The sequence below is a fragment of the Burkholderia sp. BCC1998 genome (assembly GCF_905339875.1).
GTDB lineage: Bacteria > Pseudomonadota > Gammaproteobacteria > Burkholderiales > Burkholderiaceae > Burkholderia.
The window spans coordinates 117,244-131,092 of sequence record NZ_CAJPHE010000001.1; the positions used below are offsets into that span (position 1 = coordinate 117,244).

12 protein-coding genes are annotated in these 13,849 nt (G+C 67.1%); 10 read left to right on the plus strand and 2 right to left on the minus strand.

What is annotated here, in order from left to right; translation table 11 throughout:
* The first annotated feature begins 21 nt into the window (after nt 1-21).
* The 4 genes from lptE (at nt 22) to U5A56_RS00560 (ending at nt 3,539) form a co-directional block, all read left to right on the plus strand.
* Nucleotides 22-576 (plus strand): LPS assembly lipoprotein LptE, encoded by a 555-nt coding sequence (lptE, locus tag U5A56_RS00545; RefSeq protein ID WP_044844157.1) that lies wholly within the window; start codon nt 22-24, stop codon nt 574-576.
* 18 nt (nt 577-594) lie between these two features.
* The gene (gene holA / locus U5A56_RS00550) at nt 595-1,689 is read left to right on the plus strand and encodes a DNA polymerase III subunit delta (protein ID WP_124488266.1); all 1,095 of its coding nucleotides are present in this window, start codon (nt 595-597) and stop codon (nt 1,687-1,689) included.
* A 138-nt stretch (nt 1,690-1,827) separates the two neighbouring features.
* Nucleotides 1,828-3,099 (plus strand): glutamate-5-semialdehyde dehydrogenase, encoded by a 1,272-nt coding sequence (locus U5A56_RS00555; protein ID WP_044844155.1) that lies wholly within the window; start codon nt 1,828-1,830, stop codon nt 3,097-3,099.
* A 17-nt stretch (nt 3,100-3,116) separates the two neighbouring features.
* Nucleotides 3,117-3,539 carry a CopD family protein gene (locus tag U5A56_RS00560; protein ID WP_124488267.1) on the plus strand — a complete coding sequence of 141 codons (423 nt, stop codon included), beginning with the start codon at nt 3,117-3,119 and terminating at the stop codon, nt 3,537-3,539.
* A gap of 151 nt (nt 3,540-3,690) precedes the next feature.
* On the opposite strand, the gene U5A56_RS00565 is transcribed toward U5A56_RS00560, so the two are convergent.
* Nucleotides 3,691-4,539 carry a MurR/RpiR family transcriptional regulator gene (locus U5A56_RS00565; RefSeq protein ID WP_044844153.1) on the minus strand — a complete coding sequence of 283 codons (849 nt, stop codon included), beginning with the start codon at nt 4,537-4,539 and terminating at the stop codon, nt 3,691-3,693.
* A gap of 293 nt (nt 4,540-4,832) precedes the next feature.
* Between U5A56_RS00565 and edd the strand changes: the two genes are divergently transcribed.
* The 4 genes from edd to U5A56_RS00585 all read left to right on the plus strand — a co-directional run bounded on the left by edd (nt 4,833) and on the right by U5A56_RS00585 (nt 9,427).
* Nucleotides 4,833-6,689, plus strand: coding sequence for a phosphogluconate dehydratase (gene edd / locus U5A56_RS00570; protein ID WP_321920684.1), 1,857 nt, complete (start codon nt 4,833-4,835; stop codon nt 6,687-6,689).
* 19 nt (nt 6,690-6,708) lie between these two features.
* A complete protein-coding gene (eda, locus tag U5A56_RS00575) occupies nt 6,709-7,335 on the plus strand; it encodes a bifunctional 4-hydroxy-2-oxoglutarate aldolase/2-dehydro-3-deoxy-phosphogluconate aldolase (protein ID WP_044844151.1) in 627 nt (208 codons plus the stop codon).
* Between the two features lie 219 nt (nt 7,336-7,554).
* Complete coding sequence (locus U5A56_RS00580) at nt 7,555-8,916, plus strand: GntP family permease (RefSeq protein ID WP_044844150.1); 1,362 nt, start codon at nt 7,555-7,557, stop codon at nt 8,914-8,916.
* A gap of 13 nt (nt 8,917-8,929) precedes the next feature.
* Entirely contained in the window at nt 8,930-9,427 is a 498-nt protein-coding gene (locus U5A56_RS00585; protein ID WP_044844149.1) for a gluconokinase, read from the plus strand.
* Between the two features lie 147 nt (nt 9,428-9,574).
* Here U5A56_RS00585 and purB read toward each other — a convergent pair whose 3' ends face one another.
* The gene (gene purB, locus U5A56_RS00590; RefSeq protein WP_044844148.1) at nt 9,575-10,963 is read right to left on the minus strand and encodes an adenylosuccinate lyase; all 1,389 of its coding nucleotides are present in this window, start codon (nt 10,961-10,963) and stop codon (nt 9,575-9,577) included.
* 297 nt (nt 10,964-11,260) lie between these two features.
* Here purB and U5A56_RS00595 point away from each other — a divergent pair, with 297 nt between their 5' ends.
* Nucleotides 11,261-12,214, plus strand: coding sequence for a LysR substrate-binding domain-containing protein (locus U5A56_RS00595; protein ID WP_044848296.1), 954 nt, complete (start codon nt 11,261-11,263; stop codon nt 12,212-12,214).
* Nucleotides 12,215-12,490: 276 nt separating this feature from the next.
* Nucleotides 12,491-13,777 (plus strand): Glu/Leu/Phe/Val family dehydrogenase, encoded by a 1,287-nt coding sequence (locus U5A56_RS00600; protein WP_226211072.1) that lies wholly within the window; start codon nt 12,491-12,493, stop codon nt 13,775-13,777.
* Nucleotides 13,778-13,849: the final 72 nt, after the last annotated feature.

Here is a 13,849-nt window from a genome sequence, read left to right on the forward strand (position 1 = left end):
GCGCACACAGAAGGAGCGAAGGTGATCCGCAGATCGTTTTTGATGCTCGCCGTCGGCAGCGCGCTCGCGCTGTCGGCATGCGGTTTCCAGTTGCGCGGCCAGCAGGACTACGCGTTCAAGCGCCTGCTGGTGGCCGGCGCGCCGGCGCCCGTCGAGGCGCGCCTGGTGCGCCTCGTCGAGGCCGGCAGCGACACGAAGATCGTCAAGTCGGCGGACGACGCCGATGCCGTGCTGCGCATGTGGGAGTCGCGTGGGCAGAACACGCTGACGCTCAACAAGTACGGCTCGGCGCAGGAATACGCGCTGTTCTATACGCTGAACTACACGCTGACGAGCAAGGACGGCACCGTGCTGATCCCGCCGAGCGCGATCGCGCTGAACCGCGCGATGACGTACAGCGACCAGTACACGAACGCGAAGGCGCAGGAAGCCGAGATCCTGTACGGCGACATGGAGAACGACGCGGTCGACCAGCTGATGCGGCGTCTCGCGATCGTCCACTCGCTGACGCCGGCGCCGGAAGACGTGGTGCCGGGCGTTGCACCGGGCGCACCGCTGCCGCCGCCGCCGCTCTGATCGCCGGCGCACGTATCGATGCAATTGCGACTTGATGCGCTGGAGCCGCACCTCGCGAAGGGGATGGCCGGGCTCTACACCGTCTACGGCGACGAGCCGCTGCTCGCGCAGGAAGCGTGCGACCGCATTCGTGCGGCCGCGCGCGCGGCCGGCTTCACCGAGCGTTCGGTGCACACGGTCGAGCGCGGTTTCGACTGGAGCGTGCTACTCGGCGCGACCCAGGCGATGTCGCTGTTCGGCGAGCGTCAGCTGATCGAGCTGCGCATTCCGTCGGGCAAGCCCGGCAAGGAAGGCGCCGACGCGCTGAAGACGCTCGCGGCCGCACCGAACCCCGATGCGCTGATGCTCGTCACGTTGCCGCGCCTCGACGCGGCCACGCAGAAATCCGCGTGGTTTACCGCGCTGCAGAACGGCGGCGTCGCGCTGAAGATCGATCCGGTCGACCGCGCGCAGCTGCCGAACTGGATCGGCCAGCGTCTGTCGATGCAGGGCCAGCGCGTCGCGCCCGGCGACGACGGCCGGCGCGCGCTGCAGTTCATCGCGGAGCGCGTCGAGGGCAACCTGCTCGCCGCGCACCAGGAAATCCAGAAGCTCGGGCTGCTCTATCCGCAGGGCGTGCTGACGTTCGAGCAGGTGCACGACGCGGTGCTGAACGTCGCACGCTACGACGTGTTCAAGCTGAACGAGGCGATGCTCGCGGGCGACGCCGCGCGGCTCGCGCGGATGATCGACGGGCTGAAGGGCGAGGGCGAGGCGATCGTGCTCGTGATGTGGGCCGTCGTCGAGGAACTGCGCACGCTGCTGCGGATCAAGCGCGGCACGACGGCCGGCAAGCCGCTGGCCACGCTGCTGCGCGAGAACCGCGTGTGGGGGCCGCGCGAGCGGCTGATCGGCCCCGCGCTGAACCGCGTGTCGGAAGGCGTGCTCGAGAAGGCGCTCGCGTTTGCCGCGAAGCTCGACCGGCAGGTGAAGGGGCTGTCGGCCGTCACGCCGGGCCGCCGCACGCAGGACGAGCCGCCGCCCGATCCGTGGGACGGCCTGTTCCAGCTGGCGATGACGGTGGCGGGCGCGCGCGGCGAACGACCGCCGACCGCGGGTCGTGTGCGGCGTTAAGCCCCGTCCGGGCCTTCAGCGCACGCATCGCAACCCGCTTACAATATTTCGATGGCCGGCGCGGCCTTCCTGCCGCCGCGCCTCACGCTTCTCCACGAATTCATGCCGCGCCAAGCGGCTCGCTTCTCGAGTCACACGATGGATATCGACCAGTACATGACGGACCTGGGCCGCCGTGCCCGGCACGCTTCCCGCGCGATGGCGCGCGCCAGCACGGCGGCGAAGAACGCGGCGCTCGACGCCGTGGCCCGCGCGATCGAGCGCGACGCGCAGGCGCTGAAGGACGCGAATGCGCGCGACGTCGCCCGTGCCCGCGAAAAGGGGCTCGATGCGGCGTTCATCGACCGCCTGACGCTGTCGGACAAGGCGCTGAACACGATGGTCGAAGGCCTGCGCCAGGTCGCGTCGCTGGCCGATCCGATCGGCGAGATCGGCAATCTCAAGTACCGCCCGAGCGGAATCCAGGTCGGCCAGATGCGCGTGCCGCTCGGCGTGATCGGCATCATCTACGAGTCGCGTCCGAACGTGACGATCGACGCGGCCGCGCTGTGCCTGAAGTCGGGCAACGCGACGATCCTGCGCGGCGGCTCCGAGGCGCTCGAATCGAACGCGGCGCTCGCGAAGCTGATCGGCGAAGGGCTCGAGGCGGCTGGCCTGCCGCAGGACGCGGTGCAGGTCGTCGCGACCGCCGATCGCGCGGCGGTCGGCAAGCTGATCACGATGACCGAATACGTCGACGTGATCGTGCCGCGCGGCGGCAAGAGCCTGATCGAGCGCCTGATCAACGAGGCGCGCGTGCCGATGATCAAGCACCTCGACGGCATCTGCCACGTGTACGTCGACGATCGCGCCGATCTCGCCAAGGCATTGACGGTGTGCGACAACGCGAAGACGCACCGCTACGGCACCTGCAACACGATGGAAACGCTGCTCGTGTCGGGCGGCATCGCGGCCGCGCTGCTGCCGCCGCTCGGCAAGCTGTATCGCGACAAGCAGGTCGAGCTGCGCGTCGATGCAGCCGCGCGCGCGGTGCTCGCCGAGGCGGGCGTCGGTCCGCTCGTCGACGCGACCGACGAAGACTGGCACACCGAATATCTCGCGCCGGTGCTGGCGATCAAGGTCGTCGACGGCCTCGACGCCGCGATCGAGCACATCAACCATTACGGCTCCCACCACACCGATGCGATCGTCACCGAGGATCACGACCGCGCAATGCGCTTCCTGCGCGAAGTCGATTCGGCGAGCGTGATGGTCAACGCGTCGACGCGCTTCGCGGACGGCTTCGAATTCGGCCTCGGCGCGGAAATCGGCATCTCGAACGACAAGCTGCACGCACGCGGCCCCGTCGGCCTGGAAGGGCTCACGTCGCTGAAGTACGTCGTGCTCGGGCACGGCGAAGGCCGCCAGTAAAGCGAGGCGCACAACCGATGGCAATGCTCTGGGTCAAGACGTTCCATATCGTTCTGATCGCCGCGTGGTTCGCGGGACTGTTCTACCTGCCGCGCATCTACGTGAACCTGGCCATGGAGACCGATCCGGCCGCGGTGCGGCGCCTGCTGCTGATGGCGCGCAAGCTGTTCCGCTTCATGACGATGATCGCCGTGCCGGCGCTCGCATGCGGGCTGTGGCTGTGGCTCGTGATCGGCATCGGCCAGGGGCAGGGCTGGATCCATGCGAAGGTGACGGTGGTGCTGCTGCTCGTCATCTACCACGCGTATTGCGGGCATCTGCTGAAGGTGTTCGAGCGCGGCGAGAACCGTCGCACCGATAAGTGGTATCGCGTGTTCAACGAACTCCCGGTGCTCGGCATGCTCGTGGCGGTCGCGCTGGTCGTGATCAAGCCGTTTTGAGCTGAGCGGCCGGTTGGCCGCACCGACCCAAGCGCAACGGCGCCCCGCGGGGCGCCGTTCTTCGTTTACGTGCGCGTCGGGTGTTGGCTGACGCGCCGGACCGCGCGTCGGTTCTGCATCGCTCATGCGCCGGCGGGGCGCCGTGCGTGGGTCAATCCTTCGTGCCGTCGTCGATCCGGCGGCGCGTGATCGCTTCCTTCGCGCGGCCGACGCGCTCCATCAATGCGGGCCCGCGCGACAGCGCGACGCCGACCGCGAGGATATCCCCGATCGCGAGATGGGACATGCGCGACGTCATCGGCGAGAACACGTCGGTTTCCTCCGCGACGTTCGACGCGAGGCTCACCGTCGCGAGCTTCGCGAGCGGCGAATGGCTCTGCGTGATCGCGACGACCTTCGCGCCGCACGCGAGCGCGGAGCGCGCGGCCTCGACGATGTCGCGCGTGCGGCCGGTGTTCGAGATCGCGACGACGACGTCGTGCGGCCCGAGCAGCGCCGACGACATCGAGAACGTGTGCGGGTCCGAATACGCGACGCTCGGCACGCCGAGCCGGAAGAACTTGTGCTGGATGTCCTGCGCGGCGATGCCGGAGCCGCCGGCGCCGTAGAACTCGATGCGCGACGCGTTCGACAGCAGCGCGATCGCGTCGGCGACGCTGCCGGCCGACAGGCTGTTGCGCACCTCGATCAGCGCGCCGATCGTGCGGTCGAACACCTTGCCGATGATGCCGGGCGCGGGCTCGTCGGGCTCGACGTCGCGATACACCGACGACACGCCCGGCGCGACGCTCTGCGCGAGCCGGATCTTGAATTCGCGAAAGCCGCTGCAGCCGAGCGCCTGGCAGAAGCGCGCGATGGTCGGCTGGCTGACGCCCGCGCGGGTCGACAGCTCGGTCATCGCGAGGTCGAGCACCTCGCGCGGCGCGGCGAGGATGTAGTCGGCGAGCTTGCGCTCGGACGGGCGCAGGTCGGCGCGGATCGCTTCAATGCGAGGCAGCATGGGACGGCGGATGGAAATCGGGTTCGGATGAGCGAGTGTATCGCAATCGAATTGTAGAAAATCTACATGAAAATGCTAGCTCTACCGTCGGCAATTTCTGCAGTGGACGATGCCGTTTGTTAGGGTTTTCACTAGGAAAGCCTTGCTGGTGGCGGGGATGTGAGTTGAGCGTATGCCGATCCGCATTGCGCGCTTGTAGTTTTTCTACTAGACTGACTTCGTTCGTTCGATGCACTCGACCGTCCCCACGATTCCAACCGCCGGTGTCCGTCCGGCATACAGGAGCGCCCAGCATGACGTCGCTGCACCCCACCCTGGCGAAAGTCACCGATCGCGTGATCGCCCGCAGCCAATCGACCCGTTCCGCCTATCTGCAGCGCATCGACGGCGCGCAAGGCAAGTTCCCGGCGCGCGGCGCGCTGTCGTGCGCGAACCTCGCGCACGGCTTCGCGGGTCTCGAAGGCAGCGACAAGTTCCAGATCAAGGCGATCCGCGAGCCGAACATCGGCATCGTGTCCTCGTACAACGAGATGCTGTCCGCGCACGCGCCGTACAAGGATTTCCCCGACATCATCAAGGCCGCCGCGCGCGAGAACGGCGGCGTCGCGCAGTTCGCGGGCGGCGTGCCGGCGATGTGCGACGGCGTCACGCAGGGCAACCCGGGCATGGAGCTGTCGCTGTTCTCGCGCGAGGCGATCGCGATGGGCACCGCGATCGCGCTCACCCACAACATGTTCGACGCGGCGCTCTGCCTCGGCATCTGCGACAAGATCGTGCCGGGCCTCCTGATCGGCGCGCTGCAGTTCGGCCATCTGCCGACCATCTTCGTGCCGGCCGGCCCGATGACGAGCGGCCTGTCGAACGACGACAAGGCGAAGATCCGCCAGCAGTTCGCAACCGGTCAGGTCGGCCGCGACGCGCTGCTCGAAGCGGAATCGGCCGCGTATCACGGCCACGGCACCTGCACGTTCTACGGCACCGCGAACAGCAACCAGATGCTGATGGAGCTGATGGGCCTGCACCTGCCGGGTTCGGCGTTCGTCCATCCGCACACGCCGCTGCGCGACGCGCTGACCGCCGAAGCCGCGCGCCGCGTGCTCGACCTGACGGTCGAGCGCGGCCACTACACGCCGATCGGCCACGTGATCGACGAGAGGGCGATCGTCAACGGGATCGTCGCGCTGCTCGCGACGGGCGGCTCGACCAACCACACGCTGCACCTCGTCGCGATCGCGCGCGCGGCCGGCATCCTGATCGACTGGAACGATTTCGACGAGCTGTCGGCGGTCGTGCCGCTGCTCGCGAAGATCTACCCGAACGGCAAGGCCGACGTGAACCACTTCCACGCGGCGGGCGGCGTCGCGTTCCTGGTGCGCAACCTGCTCGAGGGCGGGCTGCTGCACGAAGACGTGACGACCGTGGCGGGCAAGGGCCTGTCGCACTACACGAAGGAGCCGAAGCTGATCGACGGCAAGCTGACGTGGGTTGACGGCACGGCCGAGAGCCACGACACGAAGGTGCTGCGCGGCATTCGCGACCCGTTCCAGCCGGACGGCGGCCTGCGCCTGATGCAGGGCCGGCTCGGCCGCGGCGTGATCAAGATCTCGGCGGTCGCGCCCGAGCACCGCAAGGTGACGGCACCCGCGATCGTGTTCGATTCGCAGGAAGCCGTGCAGGAGGCCTTCGATCGCGGCGAGCTGAAGCGCGATTTCGTCGCGGTCGTGCGCTTCCAGGGCGCGCGCGCGAACGGGATGCCCGAGCTGCACCGTTTGACGCCGCTGCTCGGCGTGCTGCAGGATCAGGGCTTCCACGTCGCGCTGGTGACCGACGGCCGCATGTCGGGCGCGTCGGGCAAGGTGCCGGCCGTGATCCACGTGTCGCCGGAAGCGCTGCTGGCCGGCCCGCTCGGCAAGGTGAAGACGGGCGACACGCTCGTAATCGACGCGGAAGCCGGCATCCTCGACATCGAGGTTGACGACGCCGAGTGGCAGGCGCGCCCGGTCGCGCAGCCGCTGCACCAGGCCGAGAACGAGGTCGGTTTCGGGCGCGAACTGTTCGGCGTGTTCCGCGCGGCGGCCGCGCCGGCCGAGCAGGGCGCATCGGTTTTCGGGACGCTGGTCGGCGAAACGGCCGTCAGCGTCGCTGCATGAATTTCAAGGAGTGTTCCAGATGAAGACGATTGCTGAAATCGTGAAGCTGGGCCCGGTGATTCCGGTGCTCGCATTCGACTCGGTCGAGCAGGGCGAACACGTGTCGCGCGCGTTGCACGCGGGCGGCGTCAAGGTGCTCGAGATCACGCTGCGCACGCCGGCCGGCCTGGAGGCGATCCAGCGCGCGAGCCAGCTCGCGGACGACATCGTCGTCGGCGTCGGCACGATCACGAAGCCCGAGCACTGCGAGCAGGCGAAGCGCGCGGGTGCGAAGTTCGGCGTGTCGCCGGGCCTGACGAAGGACCTGCACCTCGCGTCGCTCGACGCCGGCCTGCCGCTGCTGCCGGGCGTGATGACGCCGAGCGACATCATCCAGGCGCTCGAGTTCGGCTACGAGATCGTCAAGTTCTTCCCCGCGCAGCAGGCCGGCGGCGTGCCGATGCTGCAGGCGTTCCACGGTCCGTTCCCGGCGCTGAAGTTCTGCCCGACGGGCGGCATCACGGTCGACACCGCGCCGAATTTCCTGAAGCTGCCGAACGTCGTGTGCGTCGGCGGTTCGTGGCTCACACCGAAGGCCGCGCTCGCCGCGCAGGACTGGGCCGAAGTCACGCGCCTCGCGCAAGCCGCGAGCCAGCTGCCCCGTTAAGACTTGTACGAAACGAACGTTTGACCCTCGGTAAGCGAGCGCTTAGTGCTTGTTTTACCGAGGGTTTTTGCTGATGGAACCGGTTCTATCCGCGGACCGTAAAGATAAGTAAAATTCAGCGTCCTCGCGGGGTGGGAACCCCCGTGTTTCGGAGACCTGCATAGCCGGGCATACTCGCAACAACTCGCCCGGTTCGAACAATCCTAGGAGGAGTGCCACATGGGGGCTGTCCAAGGCAGCATGCTGCTCATTTATACCGTGATCGCGATCGTCGCACTGATCGTGATGATCGCGCGGTTCAAGATCTATCCGTTCCTGGTGCTCATCATCGTCTCGCTCGGCCTCGGCCTCGTGGTCGGGATGCCGATGGACAAGATCGTCAAGTCGTTCGAGACCGGCAACGGCAACACGCTCGGCCACATCGCGGTGGTCGTCGGCCTCGGCACGATGCTCGGCAAGATGATGGCCGAATCGGGCGGCGCGGAGCGGATCGCGACCACGCTGATCGACTGGTTCGGCGAGAAGAACATCCATTGGGCGATGATGTTCGTCGCGATCATCGTCGGCCTGCCGGTGTTCTTCGAAGTCGGCTTCGTGCTGCTGATCCCGATCGCGTTCAACGTCGCGAAGCGCACCGGCAAGTCGCTGCTCGTCGTCGGCCTGCCGATGGTCGCGGGCCTGTCCGTCGTGCACGGGCTGATTCCGCCGCACCCGGCCGCGCTGCTGGCCGTCCAGCAATACGGTGCCGACATCGGCAAGACGATCGCGTTCGGCCTGATCGTCGGCGTGCCGACCGCGATCGTCGCGGGCCCGCTGTTCGCGCTGATGATCTCGAAATTCGTCAAGCTGCCGGAGAACAATCCGCTCGCCGCGCAGTTCGTCGAATCGCACACGGAAGGCAAGCAGCGCGAACTGCCGAGCTTCGGCATCACGCTGTTCACGATCCTGCTGCCGGTGATCCTGATGCTGGTCGGCAGCTGGGCCGACCTGATCTTCACGCCGAAGTCGCTGCCGAACAGCCTGCTGCGCTTTGCCGGCAACTCCGACGTCGCGCTGCTGATCGCCGTGCTGGTGAGCTTCTTCACGTTCGGCAAGCTGCAGGGGTTCAACCGCGACCAGATCCAGAAGTTCTGCGGCGAATGCCTGGCACCGATCGCCGGCATCACGCTGATCGTCGGTGCGGGCGGCGGCTTCGGCGGCGTCCTGCGCGACAGCGGGATCTCGCAGCAGATCGTCGAGACCGCGAAGCACGCGCACCTGTCGCCGCTGCTGCTCGGCTGGTTCGTCGCGGCGCTGATGCGTCTCGCGACGGGTTCGGCGACGGTCGCGATGACGACGGCCTGCGGCATCGTCGCGCCGATCGCGGCGGCGTCGGGCGCGGCGGTTCGTCCGGAGCTGCTGGTGCTCGCGACGGGCTCGGGCTCGCTGATCTTCTCGCACGTGAACGACGGCGGCTTCTGGCTGATCAAGGAATACTTCGGGATGACGGTTGGTCAGACGTTCAAGACCTGGTCGCTGCTTGAAACCATCATCTCGGTGCTCGGTCTGAGCTTTACGCTGCTGCTGAGCGTGGTTTTGTAACAAGGGGTAGTCAATGATTCTGATCGCAATGGGCGTGTCGGGCGCGGGCAAATCGCGAATCGGCGAAATGCTGGCAGAACGCCTGTCGTGCAGCTATACCGACGGCGACGCGTTTCACAGCGCGGCGAACAAGGAAAAGATGCACAACGGCATTCCGCTGACCGACGACGACCGCTGGCCGTGGCTGCGCACGATCCGCGCGGCCATCGAGGAAAAGCAGCGTGCCGGCGAGACGGCCGTGTTCACGTGCTCGTCGCTGAAGCGGTCGTACCGCGACGTGCTGCGCGGCACCGACACCGACGTGCGGTTCGTGTATCTGAAGGGCTCGTTCGAGGTGTTGCACGAGCGCCTGAAAAGCCGCACCGGCCATTTCTTCGATCCGTCGCTGCTGAAGAGCCAGCTCGACACGCTCGAGGAGCCGGGCCCGGACGAGGCGATCGAGGTCAGCATCGAGCTGACGCCCGAACAGATCGTCGATCAGGTGATGGCGAAGATCGGCCACGCGCACTGAGCGCGGTTCGCGGCAATCGTGAGGCCGCAGTGAGACAGGCGCCCCTCGGGGCGCCTTTTTTCGTCGAGCGCGCGAGAGCCGCCAAAGAAAAAGCCCGATGCGAGCAATTTCGCATCGGGCTTTTTTTCCGTCCGGCGACGGCGGCGCTTACGCGATCCGCTTCGCGAGTTCGACGGCCTTGCCGATGTACGACGCCGGCGTCATCGCGAGCAGGCGGTCCTTCGCGTCCTGCGGGATCGCCAGCGTGGCGACGAATTCCTGCAGCGCTTCGCGCGTGATGCCCTTGCCGCGCGTCAGTTCCTTCAGCTGTTCGTACGGGTTCTCGATGCCGTAGCGGCGCATCACCGTCTGCACCGGCTCCGCGAGCACTTCCCAGCAGTTGTCGAGATCTTCGTTCAGGCGCTGCGGGTTGACTTCGAGCTTGTCGAGGCCGCGGATCAGCGAGTCGTACGCGAGCAGCGAATAGCCGAGCGCGACGCCCATGTTGCGCAGCACCGTCGAGTCGGTCAGGTCACGCTGCCAGCGCGACACCGGCAGCTTGTCGGCGAGGTGGCGCAGCGTCGCGTTCGCGAGGCCGAGGTTGCCTTCCGAGTTCTCGAAGTCGATCGGGTTGACCTTGTGCGGCATCGTCGACGAGCCGATTTCGCCGGCCTTCGTCTTCTGCTTGAAGTAGCCGACCGAGATGTAGCCCCACACGTCGCGATCGAGGTCGAGCAGGATCGTATTCGCGCGCGCAACCGCGTCGAACAGCTCGGCCATGTAGTCGTGCGGTTCGATCTGGATCGTGTACGGGTTGAACGTGAGCTTCAGGCGGTTCTCGATCACGTCGCGCGAGAACGCTTCCCAGTCGAATTCCGGATACGCGGACAGGTGCGCGTTGAAGTTGCCGACCGCGCCGTTCATCTTGCCGAGGATCTCGACCTTCTCGATGCGCGTAATCGCGCGTGCGAGGCGCGCGGCGACGTTCGCGAGTTCCTTGCCGAGCGTCGTCGGGCTGGCCGGCTGGCCGTGCGTGCGCGACAGCATCGGCTGCTCGGCGAGCGCGTGCGACAGCGCGACGAGGCGCTGGTGGACCGTGCGCAGCGCCGGCACGATCACGTGCTCGCGCGCGCCGGCGAGCATCATCCCGTGCGACGTGTTGTTGATGTCTTCGGACGTGCACGCGAAGTGGATGAATTCGCTGGCCTTCTCGAGTTCGGCCTGGCCCTTGACCGATTCCTTCAGCCAGTATTCGACGGCCTTCACGTCGTGGTTCGTCACGCGCTCGATTTCCTTGATGCGGGCGGCGTCGTGCGCGGTGAAGCGCTCCGCGAGTTGCAGCAGGAATTGTTCGGACGCGTCGGAGAAGCGCGGGACTTCCGCGAAGCCGGCGCGCGACAGCGCGATCAGCCAGTGCACCTCGACGGTGACGCGGTGGCGCATGAAGGCGGCTTCGGAGAGCCAGTCGCGCAGCGCTTCGGTCTTGCTGGCGTAGCGGCCGTCGATGGGCGAGAGCGCGGTGAGGGCGAAAAGCGTATCGGGACGAGTGTCGGACATGATCGGGCGGGCCTTGGGGCCGGGTCGAGCGAGGGGGGAAGAATCCGGCATTTTACCATCGCCGCGGGGCGATCCCGGCCGAACCGGTCCGGCCGCCGCCGGCGCGGACAAATCGCGCGCGCGCCGCGTCGAAACCGCCCCGGCAACGCGCCCGCGCGGCCCGCCGACGGCCGGTCGGTCGGCTTGCCTGCCGACGTGTGCGGCGGCTCGCCGGGCTGCCCGCCACGCCGCCGGGCCGGCCCGCCCGCCGGTAGAATGCAGGCTTCTTCCCGACCGCCGCCCGCCGCGCCCGCCTGCATGGAACTGAAATGGCTCGAAGACTTCGTCTCGCTCGCGGAAACGCGCAGCTTTAGCCGCTCCGCCGAACTGCGGCACGTGTCGCAGCCCGCGTTCTCGCGGCGTATCCAGGCGCTCGAGGCGTGGCTCGCGACCGAACTGATCGATCGTTCGGTCTATCCGACGCGGCTCACGCAGGCCGGCCAGATCTTCTACGAGCAGGCGCTGACGATGCTGTCGCAGGCGCACGAGGCGCGCACGCTGCTGCGCGGCCACGTCGGCGCGCCGGTGCCGACGATCGAGTTCGCGGTGCCGCACACGCTGTCGCTCACGTATTTTCCGCGCTGGCTGCAGCGGATCGAGGCGAAGATGGGGCAGGTTCACACGCGGCTGCGCGCGCTGAACGTGCACGATGCCGTGCTGTCGCTCGTCGAGGGCGGCTGCGATCTCGTGATGGGCTACCACCACCCGAGCCATCCGGTCGCGCTCGACCCGGCCCGCTACGACATGCTGGTGCTCGGCAGCGAGCCGATCAGCGCGTTTTCGGCGCCGGGCCGCGCGGGCCGGCCGCGCTATACGCTGCCGGGCACGGCCGAGGCGCGCGTGCCGTACCTGTCGTATACGCCGAACGCGTATCTCGGCCGGATGACCGAAGTCATCGTGGCGAATGCACCGACGTCGCTGTTCCTCGATCGTGTTTACGAAACCGACATGGCGGAGGGGCTGAAGGCGATGGCGCTCGCGGGCCACGGCGTCGCGTTCCTGCCGCACAGCGCGGTCGAGGATGCGGTGGCGAGCGGCCGCCTGATCCGGCTCGACCGTTCCGCGCGCGGCGGCACCCATCCGTTCACGCTGACGATGGAGATCCGCCTGTACTGCGACAAGCTCGCGCTGCAGGGCGACGATCCGCACCAGAAACTCGTGCGCGCGCTGTGGGACGTCGTGCGCGACGAACTGCGCGAAACCACCGGTTAACCGTCGGCGGTTAACCGGGCCGGTCGGCCGCGAGCGACTGACGAGCCGCTTTCGACGCCTGTCGGACGCCCGTCCGGCGGGCGTCCCGCGACTTTCACGACGATTTTTCACGCCCGCGATGCATGGCCGATCGCGGGCGTTCTTGCGCAAATCGACCGCGGATTTGCGAAAAATCACGATCATGCAAGAAACGCATAATCGAATAAGCAAACGGCATTGGATAAAAAAAACGGGTTTTTCGACAATGTGCGCAATCCGTTGAACGTTGGAGTGTCCATGTCTTCGCAACTGCAGTCCATCCCGTCCTACCTTCACGCCGACGATCTCGGCCCGTGGGGCAACTACCTTCAGCAGGTCGATCGCGTCGCGCCGTACCTCGGCTCGCTGTCGCGCTGGCTCGAGACGCTGAAGCGTCCGAAGCGCATCCTGATCGTCGACTGCCCCATCGAGCTCGACAACGGCACCGTCGCGCACTTCGAAGGCTATCGCGTGCAGCACAACGTGTCGCGCGGCCCGGGCAAGGGCGGCGTGCGCTACCACCAGGACGTGACGCTGTCGGAAGTGATGGCGCTGTCGGCATGGATGTCCGTGAAGAACGCTGCAGTGAACGTGCCGTACGGCGGTGCGAAGGGCGGCATCCGCGTCGACCCGCGCAAGCTGTCGCGTGGTGAGCTCGAGCGCGTGACGCGCCGCTACACCAGCGAAATCGGCATCATCATCGGGCCGAACACCGACATTCCGGCACCGGACGTCAACACCAACGAACAGGTGATGGCGTGGATGATGGACACGTACTCGATGAACCAGGGCCAGACGTCGACCGGCGTCGTGACCGGCAAGCCGATCGCGCTCGGCGGTTCGCTCGGCCGCAAGGAAGCAACGGGCCGCGGCGTGTTCGTCGTCGGCTCCGAAGCGGCGAAGAAGAAGGGCCTGGAAATCGAAGGCGCGCGCATCGCGGTGCAGGGCTTCGGCAACGTCGGCGGCATCGCGGCGAAGCTGTTCCAGGAAGCGGGCGCGAAGGTGATCGCGGTGCAGGATCACACGGGCACGATCTACCAGCCGGCCGGCCTCGATTCGAACAAGCTGCTCGACCACGTCGCACGCACGGGCGGCGTCGCGGGCTTCGAAGGCGCCGAGCCGATGCCGAACGACGAGTTCTGGACGGTCGAGACCGACATCCTGATCCCGGCGGCACTGGAAAACCAGATCACCGAAAAGAACGCGGCGAAGATCCGCACGAAGATCATCGTCGAAGGCGCGAACGGCCCGACGACGACGGCGGCGGACGACATCCTGAGCGCGAACGGCGTGCTCGTGATCCCCGACGTGATCGCGAACGCGGGCGGCGTGACCGTGTCGTACTTCGAGTGGGTGCAGGACTTCTCGAGCTTCTTCTGGACGGAAGACGAGATCAACCACCGTCTCGAGCGCGTGATGCGCGAAGCGTTCGCCGGCGTGTGGGCGGTCGCGGAAGAGCACAAGGTGACGGTGCGTACGGCGGCGTTCATCGTCGCGTGCAAGCGCATCCTGATGGCGCGCGAAATGCGCGGCCTGTACCCCTGATCGGTCGTTGCCGATCGCCGATCGGTTGACTACGATCAAAGCATGACGCAATCCACCCGATTGCGTGCATGA